This is a genomic window from Geobacillus sp. BK01 (assembly GCF_052220245.1).
In the GTDB taxonomy this organism is placed as follows: domain Bacteria; phylum Bacillota; class Bacilli; order Bacillales; family Anoxybacillaceae; genus Geobacillus.
In genome coordinates, this window is record NZ_JBQPTH010000003.1 from 276,014 (window position 1) to 297,843 (window position 21,830).

24 protein-coding genes, 1 pseudogene and 1 riboswitch are annotated in these 21,830 nt (G+C 50.4%); of the genes and pseudogenes, 6 read left to right on the top strand and 19 right to left on the bottom strand.

Annotated elements, in window-relative coordinates:
* Window positions 1–17: 17 nt before the first annotated feature.
* The 7 genes and pseudogenes from ACTVDO_RS05520 to ACTVDO_RS05550 all read right to left on the bottom strand — a co-directional run bounded on the left by ACTVDO_RS05520 (window position 18) and on the right by ACTVDO_RS05550 (window position 7,502).
* Window positions 18–1,223: an MFS transporter gene (locus ACTVDO_RS05520; RefSeq protein WP_020958762.1), complete on the bottom strand. Its 1,206-nt coding sequence runs from the start codon at window positions 1,221–1,223 to the stop codon at window positions 18–20.
* Between the two features lie 170 nt (window positions 1,224–1,393).
* Window positions 1,394–1,677, bottom strand: a pseudogene (locus ACTVDO_RS05525) (ABC transporter ATP-binding protein); the annotation flags it as partial.
* A gap of 46 nt (window positions 1,678–1,723) precedes the next feature.
* Entirely contained in the window at window positions 1,724–2,260 is a 537-nt protein-coding gene (locus ACTVDO_RS05530) for a YfiT family bacillithiol transferase (protein WP_041267840.1), read from the bottom strand.
* Between the two features lie 55 nt (window positions 2,261–2,315).
* Window positions 2,316–3,983, bottom strand: a complete 1,668-nt coding sequence (locus ACTVDO_RS05535; protein ID WP_020958759.1) for a glycoside hydrolase family 13 protein — start codon at window positions 3,981–3,983, stop codon at window positions 2,316–2,318.
* 199 nt (window positions 3,984–4,182) lie between these two features.
* Window positions 4,183–5,112: a 2-dehydropantoate 2-reductase gene (panE, locus tag ACTVDO_RS05540; RefSeq protein WP_442901182.1), complete on the bottom strand. Its 930-nt coding sequence runs from the start codon at window positions 5,110–5,112 to the stop codon at window positions 4,183–4,185.
* 118 nt (window positions 5,113–5,230) lie between these two features.
* Entirely contained in the window at window positions 5,231–5,434 is a 204-nt protein-coding gene (locus ACTVDO_RS05545) for a YbdD/YjiX family protein (protein WP_020958757.1), read from the bottom strand.
* Window positions 5,427–7,502: a carbon starvation CstA family protein gene (locus ACTVDO_RS05550; RefSeq protein ID WP_442901183.1), complete on the bottom strand. Its 2,076-nt coding sequence runs from the start codon at window positions 7,500–7,502 to the stop codon at window positions 5,427–5,429. Before ACTVDO_RS05550 ends, ACTVDO_RS05545 begins: the two co-directional genes overlap by 8 nt.
* A gap of 290 nt (window positions 7,503–7,792) precedes the next feature.
* On the opposite strand from ACTVDO_RS05550, the gene ACTVDO_RS05555 reads away from it, so the two are divergent.
* On the top strand, window positions 7,793–8,257 hold the full coding sequence (locus ACTVDO_RS05555) for a hypothetical protein (protein WP_020958755.1): 465 nt from the start codon (window positions 7,793–7,795) through the stop codon (window positions 8,255–8,257).
* 19 nt (window positions 8,258–8,276) lie between these two features.
* On the opposite strand, the gene ACTVDO_RS05560 is transcribed toward ACTVDO_RS05555, so the two are convergent.
* The 8 genes from ACTVDO_RS05560 to ACTVDO_RS05595 form a co-directional block, all read right to left on the bottom strand.
* On the bottom strand, window positions 8,277–8,969 hold the full coding sequence (locus tag ACTVDO_RS05560; protein WP_020958754.1) for a TerC family protein: 693 nt from the start codon (window positions 8,967–8,969) through the stop codon (window positions 8,277–8,279).
* A 14-nt stretch (window positions 8,970–8,983) separates the two neighbouring features.
* Entirely contained in the window at window positions 8,984–9,256 is a 273-nt protein-coding gene (locus tag ACTVDO_RS05565; RefSeq protein WP_442901184.1) for a YkvA family protein, read from the bottom strand.
* A gap of 482 nt (window positions 9,257–9,738) precedes the next feature.
* Entirely contained in the window at window positions 9,739–10,059 is a 321-nt protein-coding gene (locus ACTVDO_RS05570; RefSeq protein ID WP_020958752.1) for a DMT family transporter, read from the bottom strand.
* A 54-nt stretch (window positions 10,060–10,113) separates the two neighbouring features.
* A riboswitch (guanidine-I (ykkC/yxkD leader) is annotated at window positions 10,114–10,216 on the bottom strand.
* A gap of 106 nt (window positions 10,217–10,322) precedes the next feature.
* Complete coding sequence (locus ACTVDO_RS05575; RefSeq protein ID WP_020958751.1) at window positions 10,323–10,613, bottom strand: hypothetical protein; 291 nt, start codon at window positions 10,611–10,613, stop codon at window positions 10,323–10,325.
* Between the two features lie 83 nt (window positions 10,614–10,696).
* On the bottom strand, window positions 10,697–10,798 hold the full coding sequence (gene cydS / locus ACTVDO_RS05580; RefSeq protein WP_420480333.1) for a cytochrome bd oxidase small subunit CydS: 102 nt from the start codon (window positions 10,796–10,798) through the stop codon (window positions 10,697–10,699).
* A complete protein-coding gene (locus ACTVDO_RS05585; RefSeq protein ID WP_020958749.1) occupies window positions 10,798–11,826 on the bottom strand; it encodes a cytochrome d ubiquinol oxidase subunit II in 1,029 nt (342 codons plus the stop codon). The genes cydS and ACTVDO_RS05585 overlap by 1 nt, the downstream gene beginning before the upstream one ends.
* Complete coding sequence (locus ACTVDO_RS05590; protein WP_020958748.1) at window positions 11,823–13,169, bottom strand: cytochrome ubiquinol oxidase subunit I; 1,347 nt, start codon at window positions 13,167–13,169, stop codon at window positions 11,823–11,825. The genes ACTVDO_RS05585 and ACTVDO_RS05590 overlap by 4 nt, the downstream gene beginning before the upstream one ends.
* Before the next feature lie 283 nt (window positions 13,170–13,452).
* Entirely contained in the window at window positions 13,453–14,874 is a 1,422-nt protein-coding gene (locus ACTVDO_RS05595) for a SpoVR family protein (RefSeq protein ID WP_020958746.1), read from the bottom strand.
* Window positions 14,875–15,021: 147 nt separating this feature from the next.
* Here ACTVDO_RS05595 and ACTVDO_RS05600 point away from each other — a divergent pair, with 147 nt between their 5' ends.
* A complete protein-coding gene (locus ACTVDO_RS05600; RefSeq protein ID WP_020958745.1) occupies window positions 15,022–15,627 on the top strand; it encodes a DedA family protein in 606 nt (201 codons plus the stop codon).
* Window positions 15,628–15,656: 29 nt separating this feature from the next.
* On the opposite strand, the gene ACTVDO_RS05605 is transcribed toward ACTVDO_RS05600, so the two are convergent.
* The gene (locus ACTVDO_RS05605) at window positions 15,657–15,905 is read right to left on the bottom strand and encodes a hypothetical protein (RefSeq protein ID WP_041267839.1); all 249 of its coding nucleotides are present in this window, start codon (window positions 15,903–15,905) and stop codon (window positions 15,657–15,659) included.
* A gap of 180 nt (window positions 15,906–16,085) precedes the next feature.
* Here ACTVDO_RS05605 and ACTVDO_RS05610 point away from each other — a divergent pair, with 180 nt between their 5' ends.
* Window positions 16,086–16,343: a YhdB family protein gene (locus ACTVDO_RS05610; RefSeq protein WP_020958743.1), complete on the top strand. Its 258-nt coding sequence runs from the start codon at window positions 16,086–16,088 to the stop codon at window positions 16,341–16,343.
* A 52-nt stretch (window positions 16,344–16,395) separates the two neighbouring features.
* On the opposite strand, the gene ACTVDO_RS05615 is transcribed toward ACTVDO_RS05610, so the two are convergent.
* Complete coding sequence (locus ACTVDO_RS05615; RefSeq protein ID WP_020958742.1) at window positions 16,396–18,153, bottom strand: phospho-sugar mutase; 1,758 nt, start codon at window positions 18,151–18,153, stop codon at window positions 16,396–16,398.
* 113 nt (window positions 18,154–18,266) lie between these two features.
* On the bottom strand, window positions 18,267–18,713 hold the full coding sequence (locus tag ACTVDO_RS05620) for a CBS domain-containing protein (protein WP_020958741.1): 447 nt from the start codon (window positions 18,711–18,713) through the stop codon (window positions 18,267–18,269).
* Between the two features lie 648 nt (window positions 18,714–19,361).
* On the opposite strand from ACTVDO_RS05620, the gene ACTVDO_RS05625 reads away from it, so the two are divergent.
* Window positions 19,362–19,799 (top strand): disulfide formation protein C, encoded by a 438-nt coding sequence (locus ACTVDO_RS05625; RefSeq protein WP_020958739.1) that lies wholly within the window; start codon window positions 19,362–19,364, stop codon window positions 19,797–19,799.
* Entirely contained in the window at window positions 19,796–20,272 is a 477-nt protein-coding gene (locus ACTVDO_RS05630) for a thioredoxin family protein (RefSeq protein WP_020958738.1), read from the top strand. Before ACTVDO_RS05625 ends, ACTVDO_RS05630 begins: the two co-directional genes overlap by 4 nt.
* Before the next feature lie 36 nt (window positions 20,273–20,308).
* Here ACTVDO_RS05630 and ACTVDO_RS05635 read toward each other — a convergent pair whose 3' ends face one another.
* On the bottom strand, window positions 20,309–20,707 hold the full coding sequence (locus tag ACTVDO_RS05635; protein WP_020958737.1) for a YhcU family protein: 399 nt from the start codon (window positions 20,705–20,707) through the stop codon (window positions 20,309–20,311).
* Window positions 20,708–20,845: 138 nt separating this feature from the next.
* Between ACTVDO_RS05635 and ACTVDO_RS05640 the strand changes: the two genes are divergently transcribed.
* A complete protein-coding gene (locus ACTVDO_RS05640; RefSeq protein ID WP_442901185.1) occupies window positions 20,846–21,766 on the top strand; it encodes an RluA family pseudouridine synthase in 921 nt (306 codons plus the stop codon).
* Window positions 21,767–21,830: the final 64 nt, after the last annotated feature.

A 21,830-nucleotide genomic window follows, 5' to 3' on the forward strand; every position in this document is an offset into this window, starting at 1 on the left:
ACGCTTAAGGACGAGCCTTAAGCGTTTCTTTCTTGCCCCGGGCGGAGCGGCTGTTCTTTGCGCACCACGCTCAAATAAACGAGCATGGAAACAAGCACCGAACCGGCGGACGCTAAATAAATGCTCGGGTAGCCAAACCAATGGCTAACTTGACCAAAGACGATCGCTCCGATGCCAACTCCCAAGTCAAAAAACGAGAAAAACGTTGCGTTCGCCATTCCTTTCCGGTGAACAGGCGCCCGCTCGACCGACCATGCCTGCAACCCCGGCTGCACCATGCCGAACCCAAATCCGTACAGCACTGCTGCAGTCAACAACGCCCACTCCCCTGGCAGCCAGGCGAGCATCAGCATCGCAAGCAAAATAAGCCCCGCCCCCGGGAGAAAGACAGCCCGATGCCCTTTCCGGTCATACAGTTGGCCGGCGAACGTCCGCGTTACCATTAAAGCGAGCGCGTAAAGCAAAAAGTACAGCTGCAAGCCGCCGATCCCTTTTTGCGCCGTATACAGCGGCAAAAACGAAGCGATGCCGCCAAACGTCACCGTTAAAAAGAACAGCAGCACCGATGGAATTAAGGCCGTCCTTTCGTAAAGGTCCCATTTGTTCTCCTCTTGTCTATCCCCTGCCTCCGCCTTTTTATATGTAATGGCAGCGGCAAACAATAAGGAGGCTACACCGAGCGCCGCACAAATCATAAATAAATGGCTGAACGGAATGGCAGCCGCCAGCACGAGTCCGAGTGACGGTCCAAAAGCGAGGGCGATGTTCCCCGACAATCCGTAATAGCCCATCCCTTCTCCACGGCGGTTCGCCGGGATAATGTCCGTTGCCACCGTGCCGGACGCCGTTGTCGAAAATCCCCAGCCGACCCCTTGAACAACCCGCATCAAAAAGAGAAGAAAAATGCCGGAAATGAAACTATACGAGCCGACCGAAATAACAAAAATAAACAAACCGAACAAAAACACAAACCGCCGTCCCCTCGTCTCAAGCGCATGGCCGGCAAACGGACGGACAACGAGCGCTGAAAACGTAAACACCCCGACAACAAGGCCGATTAACTGATCATTGCCGCCTAACTGTTCGACAAACAGCGGCAATGTCGGCAACGTCATTTGAAACCCGAGAAAGATGAAAAAGTTGGCCAGGCAAATTAAAACGAAATTGCGTGTCCAAATTTTTTCCTTCTGTTCCGCAACAACTTGCTTTTGTTGCGCATTCATACCGATCCCCCTTGTGAAATATGTATTTCGTGCCCCTTAATATTTGTCAGTATAACATAACTGTATGCTTTCGTTTAACGAAAATGTTTTTCCAACATGTTTTTTGAAAAAAGAGTCGCGCAAAGGCAGCTTCTCTCATCAGCGGCAAATGGCCGGACGTCCACACCCCCTCATTGGGTGTCAAACTGTTGGAATTGCGCCTTGACCAACTCGTAGTAAGCGCCGCGCTGCCTCATCAGCTCCTCGTGCGCCCCTTGCTCGACGATGCGGCCGTGGTCGAGGACGATAATATGATCGCGTCACAAATCGTCGACAACCGGCGGGCGATGATAGCAGTTGTCCGCCCGCTGAGCAGCGTTTCCAATGTCCGTTGGATAACGAGCTCCATTTCGGTATCGATGCTGGCCGCCGCCTCGTCCAAAATTAAAATTTTCGGGTCGGCCAACAGCGTGCGTTCCTTCCCTTTCTGAGTAAAAAAAGCCGCCAAATCGGCGGCTTTTTTACCATCCTTTCCGTTCCCGCAATGATGTAATTTGCGCGGTATGGTGCTTCCCGTGCCATGTATACAGCGCGGTCAATACGTACAGCGGCATCGGCTGCAACGCTCCTTCCGGGTGGACGAGGCGATGAAAATTCGCTTCTGTCATTGACTCGAGCAGCATCGCCCACCGTGCATGCAGCCCGTCAAGCAATAAAAGCGACGATTCGATCGACAATGTGCGGGCATCAGCTGTTTTGGCCCATTCGCTTTCGATAAACGGTTTAACGGTCGGCGCCTCTTCCGTCAATCCCCATTTCGTGCGCAAAAACGCGTTCATGCTGGCATCGGCCAAATGGTGGACAACTTGAGCCACCGTCCAGCCGCCGTCGCGATATGGCGTGTTCAATTGCTCATCGTTTAAATCGGCGACAGCAGCCCGCACCGCGTCAGGCAGCCGGCGGACATCGGCAATCCACTGCTGCACGTCTTCCGTCCGGAACTGCGCCGGCGCTTGAAACGTTCCGATCGGATAGCGGATCGGATCGATCGTTGACACCATTAATCATCTCCCTTCCACCTTATTTATTCAACGCGGATGGACGGATTCCTTCTTATTCTTTCCAGATGTAGACACGGACTTCATACGGCTTGAGCTTAAAGCGCGTCGCATTTTTATGCGTCGGAACCGGATAGTTGCCAAGCGCCAACTGGTGCGATTGAAGGCGAAGGCCGTCATGGCGGTAAAGCGAAGGGCGATCCGACAAGTTGACGACCACAAGCGCCCGGTCACGGCCGAGCGTTCTTGTATACGCGTAAATGGATGGGTGGTTTTCCAAAAGCAAATCGTACGTCCCATACACGAACAACTCGTTCGCTTTGCGCAGCTGGATCATTTTCCGGTAAAACGACCAAACGGAATTCGGATCGCGCTGTTCAGCCTCGACGTTAATCGTGCGGTAATTTTCGTTCACCTTGATCCATGGCGTACCGGTTGTAAATCCAGCGTTCGGCCCACTAGACCATTGCATCGGGGTGCGCGAGTTGTCGCGTCCGGTTTTCCAAATGATCTCCATCGCTTCCTCATGCGTCCGGCCATTCGCCCGTTCAAGTTCATACAGACGCCGGGCGGCGACATCGCGGTAATCACGAATATCACGGAATTGCACGTTCGTCATCCCGATCTCCTGCCCCTGATAAATGAACGGCGTCCCTTGCATAAAAAAATAGAGCGCGCCGAGCGCCTTGGCGCTTTCCGCCCAATAGTCGCGGTCATTCCCCCACGTCGAAACAGAGCGAGGCAAATCGTGGTTCTCCAAAAACAACGCATTCCACCCGCGGTTTTCAAGCCCTTTTTGCCATTTCGTCAACGTCCGCTTCAGGCGCCGGACATCGATGGAACCGTCAGTCCGCCTTTTCCATAGCCCTAGATGCTCAAACTGAAAAATCATATTGAACACGCCGGTTTCTTCCCCGACCCATTGTTCCGCCTCATCGACTGTGACTCCGTTCGCTTCGCCAACTGTCATAACATCATAACGCGCAAACGTTTGCTCCTTCAATTCTTTTAAATACTCCATAATGCCCGGCTGGTTCATATGCCCGGCGAACGACGGCACATACGTCAGCCCCTTCGGATTCGGCAAATCCGGCAGTCCCGGCTTTTTCTTAATATGCGAAATGGCGTCAACGCGAAAGCCGTCGATGCCTTTATCAAGCCACCAGTTGATCATCGCATAAAGCGCCCGCCGCACTTCGTCGTTTTCCCAGTTCAAGTCGGGCTGTTTGACGTCAAAAATATGCAAGTAATATTGCCCCGTCCGCTCATCGTATTGCCATGCCGAACCGCCGAAAATGCTTTCCCAGTTGTTCGGCTCACGTCCATCTTTGCCATCGCGCCAAATGTACCAATCGCGTTTCGGGTTGTCGCGCGATGACCGCGACTCGATGAACCATGGGTGCTCATCGCTCGTATGGTTGATGACCAAATCCAAAATGACTTTCAGCCCGCGCCGGTGCGCTTCAGCGAGCAGTTCATCGAAATCGTCCATCGTCCCAAACTCATCCATAATCGCTTGATAATCGCTAATATCGTATCCGTTATCGGCGTTCGGCGACCGGTAAATCGGGCAAATCCATACGATGTCAACCCCGAGTTCCACTAAATAATCAAGTTTTTCAATAATGCCGCGAAGATCACCGATGCCGTCGCCGTTGGCATCCATAAAGCTGCGCGGATAAATTTGATAGGCGACGCCCTCTTTCCACCATGTTTTCTTCAAGGCTGCCTCCCCCTTTGTGCACACGTTTTCACTATCACTGTACACTACATGGCGGCAATATACAACTCTCTTTTTTTCAAGGCTAGCGAAAAAATGGTTGACAGCTATTTTTGGACTGTTGTTTTCCATCGCCGCCCGTAAAACAATAGCCGTTTGCCAGACCATGTACATGCCGGCAAACGGCCGATTCGAACCATAATCAATGTTCGTTAGCGGTGCGGCCCGCCTCGTAAATTTTCAAGTTATGATATACGGTTTCAAGCGTCGGGGCATGGATGTCATATCGTTTCGCCAGCTGCAGCAAATACCCTTGCAAATGATCAGCTTCAATCGGCAGCCCTTTTTCCATATCGCGCTGCATTGATGACTTCATCGTCGGGGCGATCTGTTCGAGCTGAGCGCGCTGCCGCTCGGCCATCTCCTCGGTGAGTGGCGCGCCGTGCGCCTGCATGATCGTTTTGATTTCCCCAAGCAACCGGCTGATAATGGCGCCTCCATACTCACCGGAACGAACCGGCCCGATCGGAGCGCGAAACAGCGTCGTTACGCCCGACATCGTTGCAATAAATAAATATTTGTTCCACATGTCTGAAACGATCCGTTCGCTTAGCCGGAAACGGGCGTTGGCGCCGGCAAACAGCGATTCCAACGCTTCAACCCGCTCCGTCCGTTCGCCGGACCACTCACCGAAACGAACTTCATGCGCCGGACTTGTTTGGACGATTTCCCCTTTTTCGTTTAGCGTCGTTTCGATGAAACAAAGGCCTCCCAACACCTTGTCATCGCCAAATGACTCCTGCAACACATCCATATGGGCCATGCCGTTTAACAGCGGCAAAATCATCGTTGTCTCACCGACGTACGGTTTGGCATCAGCGATGGCGCCCGCCAAGTGATACGCCTTGTTTGAAAATACGACAAGATCGAACGGCTCCGTCCGTTCACCGGCCGCGATCAGTTTCGGCGCGAGCACTGCATCGCCGTGGACGCTGCGGATGACAAGCCCGCGCTCCTCAAGCTCCCGCTTTCTCCGCTCACGGACGAGAAATGTCACATCGACGCCTTTTTCAAGCAGGCGTCCGCCGAAATAGCCGCCAACCGCCCCTGCTCCCACTACAAGAATGCGCATGTATGTATCCCCCTTTTCGGTGTGTTTATGGCCAAGTCCCAGCTTGAATGGGCATCTCCCCGATGCGGACGTTGAAGAAAAAAAGGAAGAAGGGGCACCCCCTCCTTCCCTCCCACTCCTAGCAGCAGCGCGATACTTTGCCGCCTTTGGCGTTATAGCGCGCCTCTTGCGCTTCGCAGAAAAACTCTTTCCGCGACTTGATCGGCTCGCCCGGATGATGGGTTTTCATATGTTCGACATATTTTTCATAGTTTGGCACGCCGACAAGCAAGTCGAGAAACTGCCGGCGGTAAGCCAAAACGGTTTGCAGCCATTTAGGCATAATGCTTCGCTCCTTCTCCATCGCGCGGCACGTACGGCGCTTCTTTGAGCGGCACATGTTTGTTTTGCAGCACTTTGATCCAGATGTTCAATGCTGCGATGAGCATCGCGATGACAACCAACATAAAGATCGCTGTGAGCGTCGCATCAATATAATCGTTCATAATAATTTGCCGCATTTGCGCCTCATTCGCGGCCGGCGCTAAGATTTTTCCTTGGCTCAGGCTGTCTTGGAACATTTTCGCATGCGATAAGAAACCGACTTTAACGTTTTCGTGGAATAGCTTTTGGTATCCCGCCGTCAACGTGACGACCAAAAGCCATGTCGTCGGCACGAGCGTGACCCAAACGTACGCTTTTTTGCCCATTTTAAACAAGACCGTTGTCGCAAACAACAGGGCGATGCCGGCGAGCATTTGGTTGGCGATGCCAAACAATGGCCATAGCGTGTTAATGCCGCCGAGTGGGTCGACAACCCCTTGATACAAGAAGTAGCCCCAAGCCAGGACACAAAGCGTCGTCGCGATCAAGTTGGATACGAGCGAATCCGTTTTGCCGAGCGGCTTGTAGAACGTTCCCATAATGTCTTGGATCATGAAACGGCCGACGCGCGTGCCGGCGTCAATCGTCGTCAAAATGAACAGCGCTTCAAACAAGATGGCGAAGTGGTACCAAAACGCCATCAATGCCTTGCCGCCAATGACGTTCGACAAAATGACCGCCATCCCGATCGCCAGCGTCGGCGCCCCGCCCGTGCGTGACAACACGGTTTGTTCGCCGACGTCTTTCGCCAGCTCCGTCAACATGTCGGGAGTGAGCGTGAACCCCCACGACGATATGACTTTGGCGGCCTGCGCTACATCCGCCCCGATCACCGCCGCCGGGCTGTTGATGGCAAAATACACCCCTGGCGTCAAGATGCAAGCTGCGACCATCGCCATCACGGCAACGAACGATTCCATCAGCATGGCGCCGTAGCCGATCGGACGCGAATGGCTTTCCAGCTCGATCATCTTCGGCGTCGTGCCGGACGACACGAGCGCATGGAATCCGGACACCGCCCCGCAGGCGATCGTAATGAACAAGAACGGGAACAAGTCGCCGGCAAACACCGGTCCCGTTCCATCAACAAATTTCGTTACAGCCGGCATTTGCAAATCAGGCGTAACGACTAAAATGCCGAGTGCTAGTCCAACAATCGTGCCGATTTTCAAAAATGTGCTCAAATAGTCGCGCGGCGCCAACAGCAGCCACACCGGCAGCGCCGAGGCGACAAAACCGTAAATAATCATCAAGATCGCGATCGTTTCGCCTTTTAACGTAAACATTGCCGAGAGCGTTGGATGCTCCGCAACGTATTGCCCGGCCACGATCGACAAAATCAATAATACAAATCCCCCGAGCGACGCCTCAGCAACGCGCCCCGGACGGATGAAGCGCATGTAAATGCCCATCAAAATCGCAATCGGGATCGTAGCAGCAATCGTGAACATTCCCCACGGGCTTCCAACGAGCGCTTTCACGACAACGAGCGCCAAAACGGCCAATAAAATAATCATAATGCCCAAAATGCCAAGCGCTGCGATAAAGCCCGTCACCGGCCCCATCTCGTCCTTGATCATCTCGCCAAGCGACTTTCCGTTGCGGCGCATTGACGCGAACAAGATGATAAAATCTTGCACCGCCCCGCCGAGCACAACGCCAATAATGATCCAAAGCGTGCCGGGCAAGTAGCCCATTTGCGCAGCCAAAATCGGTCCGACAAGCGGCCCGGCGCCGGCAATGGCGGCGAAATGGTGTCCAAACAGCACCCATTTGTTCGTCGGGACGTAGTCCTTCCCGTCGTTAAACACTTCGGCCGGCGTTTTCCGATTATCGTCGAGCTCAAATACTTTACGGGCGATAAACCGGCTGTAAAAACGGTAGGCGACCGCATACGTACACACCGCAGCCACGATGAGCCACATCGCGTTGACCGACTCGCCGCGGCTTAACGCCAAAACAGCGAACGCTGCGGCTCCAAGGACGGAAATGAGCCCCCATAGCAAAATCGATTTTAGCCCCTTCATATGCCTCCTCCTTATTGGTCTTTCATTAATATTCCCGATATTACTATTATATTTATTATTCTGAAAAAATCAAAGACATTTTCTAACTTTCTGCTATTGTTCGAATCCACAGGAGAATGTTCCTTCTTCACTATTGCAAAAAAGTATAAAATAGGACTTTAGCGCGAAAAATGTAATTGTGCACCACCGCCTTGAGCATAAAATACTCACTTGCTGCCTCCCGCTCCGCTACACGGTGCAACAGACAAAGCAACGATCAACCAACATTATTTCAGTAAAGAGTCGAGAAAGTGAAAGCGATCGAAACATTGCTGTGGAGCATTGCGTTGCCCGGATTTGGGCAACTGTTAAACAAAAGGTATGTAAAAGGAATTGCGTTTATTTTGTTGGAACTGCTCATTAACACTCAATCTCAATTCAACGAAGCCATCCGTCTCAGCTTTTTGGGTCGTACGTACGAAGCGGCGGACGTTGTAGGAATTGAGTGGCTGATGTTTTACCCTTGTTTATACTTTTTCGCCATGTGGGATGCGTTCAAAGATGCCGGCGGCGGACAAACGCCGTACTCGTTCTTGCCCTTTGTCTTCTCCGCCTACTTTGTGACGGTCGGTTTAATGTACTCGTTCGACGTCACGATTGCCGGCATCTTTTTCGGACCGATTTGGTTGCCGATCTTGTCGGTCATCCCCGGGCTGGCCGCCGGCTGGCTGCTTCAGCTTCTCCTGCTGAAATGGCACAAACCCACCGACCCATAGCGTAAAAAAAAGCCGCCAATTATTCATTGGCGGCTTTTGGTTGCGGTTCTTTGGCGGCTTTTCTTTTTTTCATTGTCCCAATTGTAATGACAGCAGCAACAACAAGCAACTCAAATCCGTATTTCACCACTGGATTGGCGAAGTACTCTTTCAAAAACGGCTCGCCGACGATCATTTTCGATGCCGTCCAAGCAAGGACTCCGGCACCAATCGTAATAATAATCGGGAAACGCTCAATCCATTTCAAAATGAGCGTGCTGCCCCACACCATAATCGGTACAGAAATAACCAATCCAAGGACAACAAGGAGAAAACTTCCGTGCGCCGCACCAGCAACCGCCAACACGTTGTCAAGCCCCATCAATGCATCGGCAATAATAATGGTGCGAATCGCTTCCCATAAACTTCCCCCGGCCTCGATGTCATCGTGCCCTTTTTCCTCAACGAGCAACTTGTAAGCGATCCAAACGAGCAATATACCGCCGACAAGCAAAAGCCCCGGGATTTTCAGAAGCCATACGACAAATATCGTTGCCAGCGCGCGGATGACAACAGCGCCGACGGTTCCCCAAATGATCGCCTTTTTTTGCTGGTGCTTCGGCAAGTTACGGGCCGCCAGCCCAATGACAATCGCGTTATCCCCTGCCAAGACAAGGTCAATAATGATAATCGACAGCAGCGCTGTCCAAAATTCTGGAGAAAACAGCTCCACAAAATCGTCCCCCTTTATAAGTTATATTTTTCCTTTAATGATACTGGAGCCATCTTAATGACTTGCTGCAAAATAAACATGAAAACGGCGAAATCATCAATAATACCAAATAGTGCTAGCCAATCGGGAATGAGATCAAACGGCAACGCTATATATAACAGCAGCAACCCGACGGAAATCGCCTTTTTCCGCACCGGCACCTCGCGCGAGGCAAAAAACTCAAACAAAAACGGAAGAAAACGCCGGACGTGAACGATCAAGCGAAGTCGCTTCCACCACTTGCGCATGACATTCCCCCCATCTTTCTTACCATTTTTCCTATAAAATCGAGCCCATTTTGTTTTACGATTATCTTCCCCCCTTTCGTTTCATGAAATGAAAAAAACCTTTACCACACTTGGTAAAGGTCTTTAAACAAACAGAGACCTTTACCACAATAGGTAAAGGTCTCGCTAACAACGTTGCCGTTGCCAACAAAGCCGAGGGCGTGCACCCTGAACTGACGACTTTGCTGTTAAAGCTACTCCCCTTTAGCAACAGGATATTTACCTTACAATTCCATGATATTCAATGTTTATGCGTCCTGTCAATGCATTTTTTCCACACGTAATAAAAAATCGAACTCTTTTCACACCGTGCGAAAGCAGGAATGGATTTTTTCTGTGAAAATGCTTGCCTTAATCAGCCTTTTTCATATTGCGTGGTGAGCGGCGCTTTGCTCATGGATGTTTGTTGAAACCAACCGACAGCTTCTTGCTCCTTCCGATTGTTACTGTCCAGCTGTGAACTTTAAACCGATGATTCCGACAAGGATGAACAATAAAAAGACAATTCGCGGCGCGTTAACCGGCTCGTTTAAAAACAGCATGCCGATGATGACCGCCCCGAGCGCCCCGATTCCCGTCCAAACCGCATAGGCGGTGCCGATCGGCAACGTTTTCGTTGCCATCGATAAAAAGTAAAAACTAGCTGCCATCCCTGCAACAGTGACGACAGACGGCCAAAGACGGGTAAAACCGGCCGTGTATTTCAGCGAAATGGCCCATACGATTTCGAACACTCCGGCGACAAATAAGTATACCCACGCCATGTATCATTTCCCCCTTTCAAAACAAAAAAGCCGCGGGAAATATCGAAATGATACTCCTCCCGGGCTTTTGTCCCTCCGTGTACGCGGGCGCGCCGCGCGTTTTCTCTCGGTCACAGGCCGGCTGCCAAACAGCCGCGGAACCCTAGAAAACGTTTCTTGTATTTACTGGTTGTTAATCAGTATAACACATCAGCCAAACGCTTGCAATCCATCCGCCTTCCGCATATTTCCGACAGGTGAAGGCCGAGGAACCCCCATCCGTCTTACACCGGGTCGTTATCGACGCCACTGTACGATTCAATCGCTTGATCAAGCGCTCGGTAAGCTTCGGCGAAGGCGTTCGTCGCCGATTCGTCACCGGCGGCGGCAAGTTCGACCCGCGCATTGCGCGCATGCGTGACAGCGCGAATGACGTCTTCAATCATTTGCCTCTTCTCCCCAGCGTTCTCCTTCAATTGTTCAAGCTCATGGAGCGCCCCGTCAAGGCTCGTCGAACGCGGTTCGTCAAATGCTTGTTCCAACTGTTCTTTCACACGCTGCAACACTTCTTTCATGATCGCCCATCCTTTCTTTATTCATTGTCATCCGCTAGTGTGGGCGATTCACCGCAAACTATGCATCCTTGTCTCCATCGTGTTCAGTCATTGATCCGTGCATCTTTCAATCCGGCCCAAAAGGCGGCAACGACGGAAAGGGCAACAATCAGCAGCGGCGCATACATGATCAAAAACGTTTGCATCATCCTTTTCCTCCTTCCCATTTCCCTTTGACGTACGCTTTATTGAACAAAAAGAGGCGCATCAGCAAATACAAAGACGGGATGAGAAGCAAGAACCCGGCGATAAACGCAACAATTAACGCCATCGCCATCGTTTCATTGGTGAACCCGTCATAAATCGTTAAATGCGGGTAAAGCAAATACGGGTAATGCGAAATGCCGTAAGCATAAAACGCGAACGCATATTGAAACAAAAGCGCGATGAACGCCCAGCCAAATCGCCGTCGCCGCCAAAGCAGCCAAACGGTGACGACAAAAAGCAAAAAGGACACAGCCAACATCCACGCCACTTCCCATAGGTTGGCATAATGCTCTGGATTATGGTAGCGGAGTTGGTAAATAATGAGCAACGCTGACAACATCGTCGGCCCGCTCCAAAGCAGAGCATAGCGGCGCAACAGCTCTCGCGCCCGCTCGTCCCCCGCCGCGTTCGCATAATACGTCAAAAACACGGCGGAAATGTACAAGACGCTTGTGACGCTTAACAATACGATGCTCCATGACAAAGGACTTGCAAACAGTTTTTCGTAATCCAACACAACGGCCCCTCCGCGCCTCTCGACAAACCCGCCTTCTGAAATCGTCAAGACGACTGACAGCGAAGCGGGGATCAATAAGCCCGTCAGCCCGTAAGCGAGCAAATACCAGTTCCGCTCCGTCCCTCCGTATGTGTGAAAGGCGTAGTACGAGCCGCGGATGGCGAGCAAAACAATGGAAATGCTCGCTGGAACGAGCAGCACCGAGCCATAATAATACGCCGTTTTTGGAAAAAAGCCGACGATCCCGACAAAGAAAAAAACGAGAAAGACGTTTGTCACTTCCCACACCGGCGACAGATAGCGCTGGATGATGCGGTGCAAAATATGCTGTTTGTTCGCCCAATGGCTGTAGGCGCTGAAAAACCCGGCGCCAAAGTCAATCGAGGCAACGATAATATACCCGAACAAAAACAGCCATAACACCGAGATGCCGATGACTTCGAGCGTCATGGCGTCACCTCCCCGTTATTGGCGCGCTCTTCCAGCTCCCGTTCGACCGGGTTGCGTCGAAACATACGGACAAGCACCGTGGCGCTTGCAATGACGAGCACCATATACAAAAGACAAAACAAAACAAGCATCGTATCAACATGAGCGGACGATGTCGCCCCTTCCGCCGTTTTCATATAGCCGCGCAAAATCCACGGCTGCCGCCCGACCTCCGCCAAATACCAACCGGCTTCAATGGCGATCATCGCCAACGGCCCCCCTGCGATCAACAGCCCAAAAAACCATTTTTTCGCTGTCCATTTCCAACGAAAGATCGATCCGAGCCAATAAGCAGCCGATAAAATCATTAAAAACACGCCAATCGTCACCATGACATCAAACAAATAATGGATATAAAGCGGTGGACGCTCATCTTTTGGAATATCGTTCAATCCCGTTACAACCGCCCTTGGATCGTTGTGTGCCAAAATGCTTAACGCATATGGGATTTCAAGGGCATATTTCACTTCCCCGTCCTCCGTCAACGTACCAAATAAGATGAGCGGCGCATGGGAACCCGTTTCAAAATGCCATTCGGCAGCCGCCAGCTTTTCCGGTTGGTATTCGGCTAAAAACTTTCCTGACAAGTCGCCGACAAGAGCGCTCGCCACGGAAAAAATGAGCGCCGTTTTCATCGTTAAATGAAGCGCCTTGCGGTGGTACACATGCCGGTTGCCCTTCCATAAATGCCACGCCGCAATCGAAGCGAGTATAAACGCCGATGTCATATACGCCGTCGCCAGCACGTGGGCCACTTTTGTCGGCATCGCCGGGTTGAACATCGCGGCAATCGGGTCGATGTTGATAAGCTCGCCGTTTTTTATCTCAAACCCTTGCGGCGTATTCATAAACGCGTTCACCATCGTAATAAACATGGCCGACGCGGAAGAGCCGATCGCCACCGGAATAAGCAATAGCAAATGTTTTTTCTGATTTTCAAACCGATCCCATGTATACAAATAAACACCAAGGAAAATCGCTTCAAAAAAGAAGGCGAACGTCTCCATGAACAGCGGCAAACTGATCACTTGACCGGCCAGCTGCATAAAGTTCGGCCATAAAAGCGACAGCTGCAAACCGATCGCCGTTCCGGTCACGACGCCGACAGCGACGGTGATGACGAAGCCGCGCGTCCAGCGGCGGGCAAGCAAAATATAATGCATATCGTTTTTTCGGATCCCAACCCACTGGGCGATGGCAATCATCAATGGAATCCCGACGCCGATTGTGGCATAAAGAATATGGACGGTTAGCGTCAATCCCGTCAAAACACGGCTGAGCAGCACCGGATCATAGTTAGTCATGGTCATCCCCCCTTATGAAAACAAGCGGCCAATCAAAGAAAGCAAGACAACTGCTGCGACAGCAAAACTAATGAACACAAGCGCTTTTTCGTGTCGCTCCCACATGTTCATCCCCCCGGACGCTTAGACAATCACGAAAAAATTGTGACAACCATCACAAACTACCTACTTCATATTATTTCATAAAATCGGGAACGTTATCCGCCATGATTTCGAATAATTTGTGACATTTATCACATATTCATGGTGACAAACAAAAAAAGCAGGATATCCCTGCCCTCGATTATAAATATTTCCGATGCACCGTCTTCCCGTCATACGTAAACAACATCGGCTTTTCCTCGACGACCGTCTCCATATGGACCGGACGGCCCCACAACTGATAAATGTATGGCAGTACTTTTTCCAAATACTTCAGATCGAGTTCGATCCCCTCATACCAATGTTTTAAATACAGCTCTCCGTTGCGCATATAATCGCCGTCATTGACCGTGATATACGGGAATCCGCCGTTCACCCGCATGCTGACGAGCTGATCGCGGATATGCTCCCAATGTTTGTCAACGATTTTGTAATCTCTCCCTTGCTTTTGGAATAAATACATATCTTCGCGCATGACGAGCTCTTTCGTCAAATAGTTGCGCAAAAACGAAATGTCGGATTCCAATTCGCGCACTTCGAAAAGTTTCGCCCGTCCCGACCCCGGTTTGACGCCATATTTTTTCATCTCTTCCGTCGGATTGTTCCACCGCTCTTCAATGTCTTCAAAAATTTTCAACCCTAAATAGTACGGATTAATGCCCGTGCGCGACGGCTGCACAACGTTGGCGTTCAGTTTGGCAAACTCAATGGCTTCATCGCTCGTCAAATCCATTTCCCGCAAAATGCGCTGATGCCAATACGTCGCCCAGCCTTCATTCATAATTTTCGTTTCAAGCTGCGGCCAAAAATAAAGCATTTCCTCGCGCATCATCGTTAAAACGTCACGCTGCCAATCCTCGAGCTCGCGGCTGTATTCCTCGATAAACAGCAAAACGTCTTTCTCCGGCTGCGGCGGAAACTTGCGCCGTTTTTTCCGCGGTGGCGTTTTTGGCTTGTTCCGCTCATCAAGTAACCATAAATCATCGTATGGCGTCGATGTTTTGGATGGTTCCTCCTCCTCATACACTTCCGTATCTTCCCATGTCCACGACAGCTTCGGCCGCAACAGCGACGGGTCGATATGCTCTTGAATGGCTAAGACGGCATCTAAAAATTTTTCCACTTCCAATTTTCCGTATTGGTGCTCGTAATGTTTGATCCGCTCTGCTGTCGCGGCCATGCTTTCCACCATATCGCGCTTCGTGTTGCTGAAGCGGACATTGTTTTTGAAAAAGTCGCTATGGGCCAACACATGGGCGACGATCAACTTATTTTGAATGAGCGTGTTTGTATCGAGCAAAAAGGCGTAACAAGGATCCGAGTTAATGACGAGTTCGTAAATTTTGCTCAATCCTAAGTCGTAATGAAGCTTCATCTTGTAAAACTGCTTTCCAAAACTCCAATGAGAAAAACGCGTTGGCATCCCGTAGGCGCCAAACGTGTAAATAATGTCCGCCGGACAAATTTCGTAACGCATCGGATAAAAATCCAACCCAAATCCTTCTGCGATTTCCGTAATTTCCGCAATCGCCCGTTCCAGTTCGTTCAGCTCGTCCTGCCGCATCCAAATCCCCCCTTTTCCCCTTACCACAATGTATGAGGGAAAAGGCGTTTTGATACGTTGAATCATTGCCCATGCTTTTCATTTCGGCCTACCGTCCGTTATAATTTGTGTTATACACGACATGTTCCGATAAAGCGTGGTGATCGTTTGCATCAATATTGGCATCATCTCATCGAACATTTTGGCTACGTCGGCATTATGGTTGCGCTCATGCTCGGCATCGTCGGATTGCCGATTCCGGACGAGCTGCTGCTGACGTATGCCGGCTACCGCGTTTCAACCGGCGCCTTTTCGTATCCGCTTGCTTTTCTCGCCTGTTGGTTCGGGGCGATCGCAGGCATTTCACTCAGTTATATTCTTGGGATCACGTTGGGGCTGCCTTTTTTGCATAAATTCGGTCCAAAATTCCATCTGACCGAGAAACGGCTCGCACAGACGAAAGCACTTTTTTCTAAACTCGGCCCATCCGTTTTATTCATTTGCTACTTCATCCCCGGCGTTCGGCATGTCGCCGCTTTTTGGGCCGGCACAAACGCCTACAGCTGGAGAAAGTTTGCCTTGTTTGCCTATAGCGGAGCGATGGTATGGGTCGCCGTCTTTTTAACGATCGGCGCCTACTTTGAAAGCCGCTGGATGGAGGTCAAGCAGTACGTTCATACGTACCGCTTGCCTGTTGTCCTTGCTTTTCTGGCTGTTGTTGCATCGGCAACCTTATATTGGTACATCCAGCAAAAACGAAAAACACCGGGGTAATGTCCGGTGCTTTTCATTCTCTATGCACGCTATACGTTCCCGCGCGGGCCGCGGTGATACGTCTCTGTCAACAGCCCCATAAACAAACCGAATCCAAACATCACCATCGAGGCTCCGATGATTCCGAGGCTGACGATCGTCAAGAAAAAGTCTTTGTTGTAAGCGCTTGCGATAAAGCTAAGCAAAAAAAGCGCTGTTCCGACGATTAGGCCGACGGACGCCATCCATTTGCACATCTTTGTAATTTCGTGCCCTTCGTGCCGTTTGTTCATTTTCATCATCCCCTTTCTTAGAGGATACTATTATTGTCACAAAATTGCAATATTTACTTTTCCTTTTTTATCTCCATTTCGGTTATAATTTATATTTTGCCTTCTGTCACAACATTTACAGGGCAACAAAACAGCCCATCGTCATACACTAACAATGACTCCTTCTCGATAAAGGAGGCATGCCGCTTGAACACCGTCGACTACGATAAGGCGCTCTATTATACACATCGCTCCGAGTGGGATAATTTGCTCATTTTAATGGTGCGTACACCTGATGACATGCTGTCGAAAAAAATTGAAAAGTTTCTCCACGCCTATAATTTCGAGCACGACTATTCCGTCATCCAGGAAAGGCTCACTGCCTTGTTGCGCTACATCGACCACGCACTTGAAGTAAGTGAACAAAAAATGGGAGTCGAGCAGTACGCATATTTCTACTCGTAAAAGCAACGGGGAATTGGTTGAGTCCAATTCCCCGCCGTTGTTTACCCGTCAATTATTGAGCGTAAGAAGGCGAAACGGTGCGCAGCACATCATGTACTCGCTGCATGACACCATCAGTAAGCTTCGCCAATTTTTCTTCACTATCTTGCAACGATGCTCCTTTGACACCAAAGTACGCTTTCATTTTCGGTTCCGTCCCTGACGGGCGCAGGCAAAACCACGAGCCGTCTTCCAATACGTATTTCAAGACGTTGGAGGCCGGGAGCGTAATGGCTGTTTTTTCCCCGGTCAACGTATTGGTTCGTTCCTTCGTTTTGTAATCCTCGATCACCGTTACCTTTTTCCCCGCAGCCTCAACCGGCGGTTGCTGGCGGAATGACGCCAAAATGGCAGCGATTGTTTCCGCCCCTTCCTTCCCTTTTAACGTCAGCGACCGTTGCCCTTCGCGGTAATACCCGTACTTGGCAAACAATTGAAGGAGTGCTTCATACAGCGACAGCCCCTGCTTTTTGTAAAACGCGCACACTTCCGCCGCAAGAACAGCCGCCTGCACCGCGTCCTTATCGCGGGCAAAATCCCCAATCAAATACCCGTAGCTTTCCTCATAGCCAAACTGGAACGTATACTGCCCTGTTTGTTCATATTCCTTGATTTTTTCACCGATAAACTTAAACCCGGTCAGCGTATCGACGGTTTCCAAACCGAACGAAGCGGCGATCGCCCGACCGAATTCGGACGTGACAATCGTTTTTAAGATGACGCCGTTTGGCGGCAACAAGCCTTTTTCCTTCCGCTGTGACAATAAATAATGAAGCAGCAACCCTCCCGTTTGATTGCCGGTCAAAACGACATACTCTCCTTGCTCATTTTTAACGGCTATGCCGAGCCGGTCTGCATCCGGGTCGGTGGCAATGAGCAAATCCGCATTTACTTGCTTGCCGAGCTCAATTGCCAGGGCAAAGGCTGCGTGCTCTTCCGGATTTGGCGAAGTAACGGTTGAAAAACTGGGATCCGGCTTCTCTTGCTCCTTGACGACAAAGACGTTTTGGTAACCGAGTTCAGCCAACGCACGGCGCACCGGTTTGTTTGATGTACCGTGAAGCGGCGTAAACACGATGTTAATCGGCGTCTCTTGAGCCAGTTCCGGACGGAGCGAGATCGTTTTCACAGCGTTCACATACGCCTCATCGATTTCCTGGCCAATGATGCGGATGAGTCCTTTTTCTTTTAGCGTCTTTTCATCATCAACCTGAATGGCAAGCTCGTTCTCGACTTCATTGACGTAGCGGATCACTTCATCAGCGGTGTCTGGAGGCAACTGTCCGCCGTCTTCACCATATACTTTGTAGCCGTTATACTCCGGCGGGTTATGGCTGGCGGTGATGACAATACCGGAAAACGCCTGCAAATGGCGAACGGCAAATGATAATTCCGGTGTCGGACGCAATTCGTCGAACACGTATGTTTGAATGCCGTTCGTCGCCAACGTTTTCGCCGCTTCCATGGCAAATTCCGGCGATTTATGCCGCGAGTCGTAGGCGATCACAACACCGCGCCGCTTCGCCTCGTCGCCAAACGATTGTATGTATCGCGCCAATCCTGCCGATGCTTTCCGGACCGTATAAATGTTCATCCGGTTCGTTCCTGGTCCGATTTCACCACGCATACCACCGGTACCAAACTCCAAATTTTTGTAAAAACAATCTTCGAGCCATCGTTCATCGTCGCGATGCTTCTCCAATATTCCCCTCAGCTCCGGGTCTAGCTGCGGCTCGCGGAGCCATTGTTCATATTTCTGTCTCCACTCCATTAGTCTTACCCCCAATCTTGATTTCCCCTGTTTATGTATTCGCCCCCATCATGCAATATACCTGCTTAAAGAAAAAGGATGCCTCGAAAAACGAGGACATCCTCTTTCTTCCATTACCCTTGCGGCTGCGACGGTTCTGAAATATTCGTTAATGCCTGTTCAGCCGCTTCGTTCGATGCGCTGTTCGTCGCGATATCGCCTAAAGCCACGATGCCTTGAAGCTGGTTGTTGTCGACAATCGGCAAGCGGCGGACTTGGTGCTGCGCCATCACATTGGCGGCATCTTGAACGCTCATGTTTGGCGTACCGGTGACGACTTGGTTAGTCATGACATCCGCCACTTTGACCGTCGCCGGGTTTTTCCCTTGGGATGAGACACGCAGCGTAATATCACGGTCTGTAATCATCCCTTTGACTTGCCCATTTTCCACAACCGGAAGCGCGCCAATATTTTTTTGGCTCATAATTTGCGCCGCTTCTTGCACCGTTTGGTTCGGCGAAATGGTTGCGACGTTTTTCGTCATAATGTCTTGCACTTTGTTTCCGCTGTTGTTGGTCAATGTAATCCTCCCCTTTCACCGATTAGTATGACTCGTTTGCCGGACGATATAGATAGAAAATACTGTTTATCACCTTAAACCGGGAGGATCTTCGCTTCTTAGCGTAAGTGCGAGGGCGTCCAATACGTATATATTCCCATCCATAAGTAGGCGCACCGCTTTCTATGCTTTGCCATAGTGTCGAAAGAAAACGTTGGCTTCAATCGAGCGAAGGTCACGGTCTATAGATGGGCGGGAGGCAGATGTCGGTTGGCGTCGGCCAACGCGCATGATAAAATGAAGGTGTATTATGTTCTTTTCAAACCAAGCATTAGAAGGGCATGGGGAGCAGCCAGTGCGAAAACGAAGCAACACCTTCCATGCGTAAAAAGATCCATGGTGTGGAAAAATGCCGAATCTTTGGATGCTTATGGTTGGGATGGCCCAAATTGTGACGCTTAAGAAAGCGAAAGGCAGCTTTCACCATGGAACGGAGAAGCTTCCATATTCCAGCCGGGCTCAGTGGAAATAGGACACGACAGAGCAGAGTTCCCTCCGCAACATAAGGGGACAGAGGGAGCACAATGCACGGAAAAGGCCGCTTTTTCACGAATTCCCCCGCTAAGATGGCAACTGTCGGCAGCACTCCATAAGGAAGAAGGTGAACAAATGGGGGAAGAAAAACGAAGAGAAAATTTACTTTTGGCCGCTTGGGCGACAGCGTTTATTGCCACGCTTGGGAGCCTCTATTTTTCTGAGGTGCTTGGATTCGTTCCATGCGATTTATGCTGGTTTCAACGGATTTTTATGTATCCGCAAGTCATTATTTTAGGGATTGCCATCGCCCGCAAAGACTTTACAGCCGCCCGTTACAGTTTGGCGCTGTCTATTATCGGCGGCACTATTTCCTTATATCATTACTCTTTGCAAAAGATTCCTTTTTTCCAGTATTATGCCATAAGCTGCGGCCGCGTCCCCTGCACAGGGCAATACATTAACTGGCTTGGCTTTATTACCATTCCATTTTTGGCGTTGACGGCCTTTACCATTATTATTTTCTTGAACCTTGCTGTCATGCGCCGGCAAAGGGAGGAGAGCGGACGTTGAAAAAACTGCTTATATTTGGCGGCATCATCGCCGCTTTATTTGCTGCCATTGCTTTTGTCACGTTGTATGAACAAAAAGAAGCGGCCAAGAACAATCCTTATCAGAAAAGCGAGTTGCATCCGGCCACGATCGACCAACTTGACGATCCGAATTACCACAACATTATTTTGCCTGACGAGTTGCAACAACAATTGTCCAGCGGAAAGCCCGTTACCGTCTATTTTTACAGCCCGACATGCCCTCATTGCCGGCGGACAACACCAATTGTTGTTCCCTTAACGAAACAGCTTGGCATCGAGTTGAAACTGTTTAACTTGCTTGAATTTGAAGATGGCTGGGACACATACCGTATTGAAGCCACCCCGACAATCGTCCATTATGAAGACGGGAAAGAGACGAAACGTATTGAAGGATATCACGATGAACAAACGTTTCGCCAATGGTTTGCCTCCTTGCCGGAACAAGAAAAATAAGGAGCTTCGCCCGCTGTTGGCTCAGCTCCTTTTTCCTTACATCACCCACTGGCTCGTGGCAGGAACATACATGCTGCATGGCAGCACTCGCTTGCGGGTGAACTGCCTCGCCTGAAATGGAAAAGTGATTCCATGGCGGGCCAAAATGTTTTGGTTACGCTCAAACAACCATTCGTATTGTTCGTGCTCTCCGTGTTCCCCGATATGTTCGATGACCGTGATCAACGACTGTAACGCTGAGATGATTTGGAACGCCTCTTTCATCGTTCCGTTATATGTAACATGCTCATGGTCCAACGAAAGAATGCCAAGTTCCTCAAACTGGCGAATTTGCTCATCATCGAAATAGTACGGGAAAATATCAGTGTAGAAATAATGTAACAAATAGTGCATGTAATTTTCTTGCTCCGGAGTCACCGCATACATAATTTTCAATGTTCATACCACCTTTTCTTGCCGCAATGCTTGCGTTCTCCATCGCTGAAACGATACTATGAGTGTATCATATTCAATACACTTATAGGGGTAGAAAGTGTTTCCACGACTACAGAGAACTGGGAGGGACGACGACGTTTGTGGACGAGAAAAGGTGATTGGCTTGAATGCATCATCCCCAACCTATGGGGTGGGCTGACCATAGAACAACTGCTTAAAGAAGTATGGGCCGCCTCCAAAAAACTCGCCCATCGATGGCGGATGGAACAGGGCGTCAAACTGAACGGCCGGACCGTCTCTTGGCAGACGGAGCTTCGCGAACGGGATCGGCTTCAGCTTTATGCGTATCAACCGGAGCTATCGCTCATCATTCCGGAATACCGGGAACTTTCGATCTTATGGGAAGATGATCACTTGCTCATCTTAAATAAAGAAGCCGGCATCGATATCCATCCGTCCGAGCCGGAGCAGACAGGCACACTCGCCAATGCGGTCGCTTTTTATTTACAATCGCAGGCGATTTTGACAAAAGTCCGCCATATTCATCGGCTTGACCGTGATACGTCGGGGACAATTTTATTTGCCAAACATCCGCTCGCCGGGGCGACACTCGATCGAATGCTTGCCCGCCGTGGCATTAAACGAACGTATGTCGCCCTCGTTCACGGCCACCTGTCTCCGAAATCCGGTACAATTTCCGCGCCGATCGGCCGTGACCGCCACCATCCGACGCGACGTCGCGTCTCAAAAACAGGAGCGAGAGCAGTGACACACTATCGCGTGCTCAAAACGTTTCCGACCACGTCACTTGTGGAGCTTATCCTTGACACCGGGCGGACACACCAAATTCGCGTCCATTTGGCCCATCTCGGGCATCCGCTCGTCGGCGACGTGCTTTATGGCGGCCAACCGGTGTTTCATCGTCATGCGCTGCATGCCGCTAAACTAACGTTCCGCCACCCGTTTACAAATGAAGAAATTGTCTGTCTCGCGCAGACGAACGACTTCCCTGTCGATCTCACGGTCATTGATCATGAATCTCTCCCGCCTTCGCTTTAGTTGGCAGGAGAAGATGTTGAACACCCTCCCCCTGCGCTCACGCCGGCAAGCAGCGGTTTCCGGT

Coding starts and splice junctions, on each gene's coding strand:
- ACTVDO_RS05520 (WP_020958762.1), bottom strand. CDS start 1,223: ATGAATGCGCAACAAAAGCAAGTTGTTGCGGAACAGAAGGAAAAAATT.
- panE (WP_442901182.1), bottom strand. CDS start 5,112: ATGCGCATTCTTGTAGTGGGAGCAGGGGCGGTTGGCGGCTATTTCGGC.
- ACTVDO_RS05545 (WP_020958757.1), bottom strand. CDS start 5,434: ATGCCTAAATGGCTGCAAACCGTTTTGGCTTACCGCCGGCAGTTTCTC.
- ACTVDO_RS05550 (WP_442901183.1), bottom strand. CDS start 7,502: ATGAAGGGGCTAAAATCGATTTTGCTATGGGGGCTCATTTCCGTCCTT.
- ACTVDO_RS05565 (WP_442901184.1), bottom strand. CDS start 9,256: ATGCGCAAGTGGTGGAAGCGACTTCGCTTGATCGTTCACGTCCGGCGT.
- ACTVDO_RS05570 (WP_020958752.1), bottom strand. CDS start 10,059: ATGGCGTGGGTATACTTATTTGTCGCCGGAGTGTTCGAAATCGTATGG.
- ACTVDO_RS05575 (WP_020958751.1), bottom strand. CDS start 10,613: ATGAAAGAAGTGTTGCAGCGTGTGAAAGAACAGTTGGAACAAGCATTT.
- cydS (WP_420480333.1), bottom strand. CDS start 10,798: ATGCAAACGTTTTTGATCATGTATGCGCCGCTGCTGATTGTTGCCCTT.
- ACTVDO_RS05585 (WP_020958749.1), bottom strand. CDS start 11,826: ATGACGCTCGAAGTCATCGGCATCTCGGTGTTATGGCTGTTTTTGTTC.
- ACTVDO_RS05590 (WP_020958748.1), bottom strand. CDS start 13,169: ATGACTAACTATGATCCGGTGCTGCTCAGCCGTGTTTTGACGGGATTG.
- ACTVDO_RS05595 (WP_020958746.1), bottom strand. CDS start 14,874: ATGCGGCAGGACGAGCTGAACGAACTGGAACGGGCGATTGCGGAAATT.
- ACTVDO_RS05605 (WP_041267839.1), bottom strand. CDS start 15,905: ATGAAAATGAACAAACGGCACGAAGGGCACGAAATTACAAAGATGTGC.
- ACTVDO_RS05615 (WP_020958742.1), bottom strand. CDS start 18,153: ATGGAGTGGAGACAGAAATATGAACAATGGCTCCGCGAGCCGCAGCTA.
- ACTVDO_RS05625 (WP_020958739.1), top strand. CDS start 19,362: ATGGGGGAAGAAAAACGAAGAGAAAATTTACTTTTGGCCGCTTGGGCG.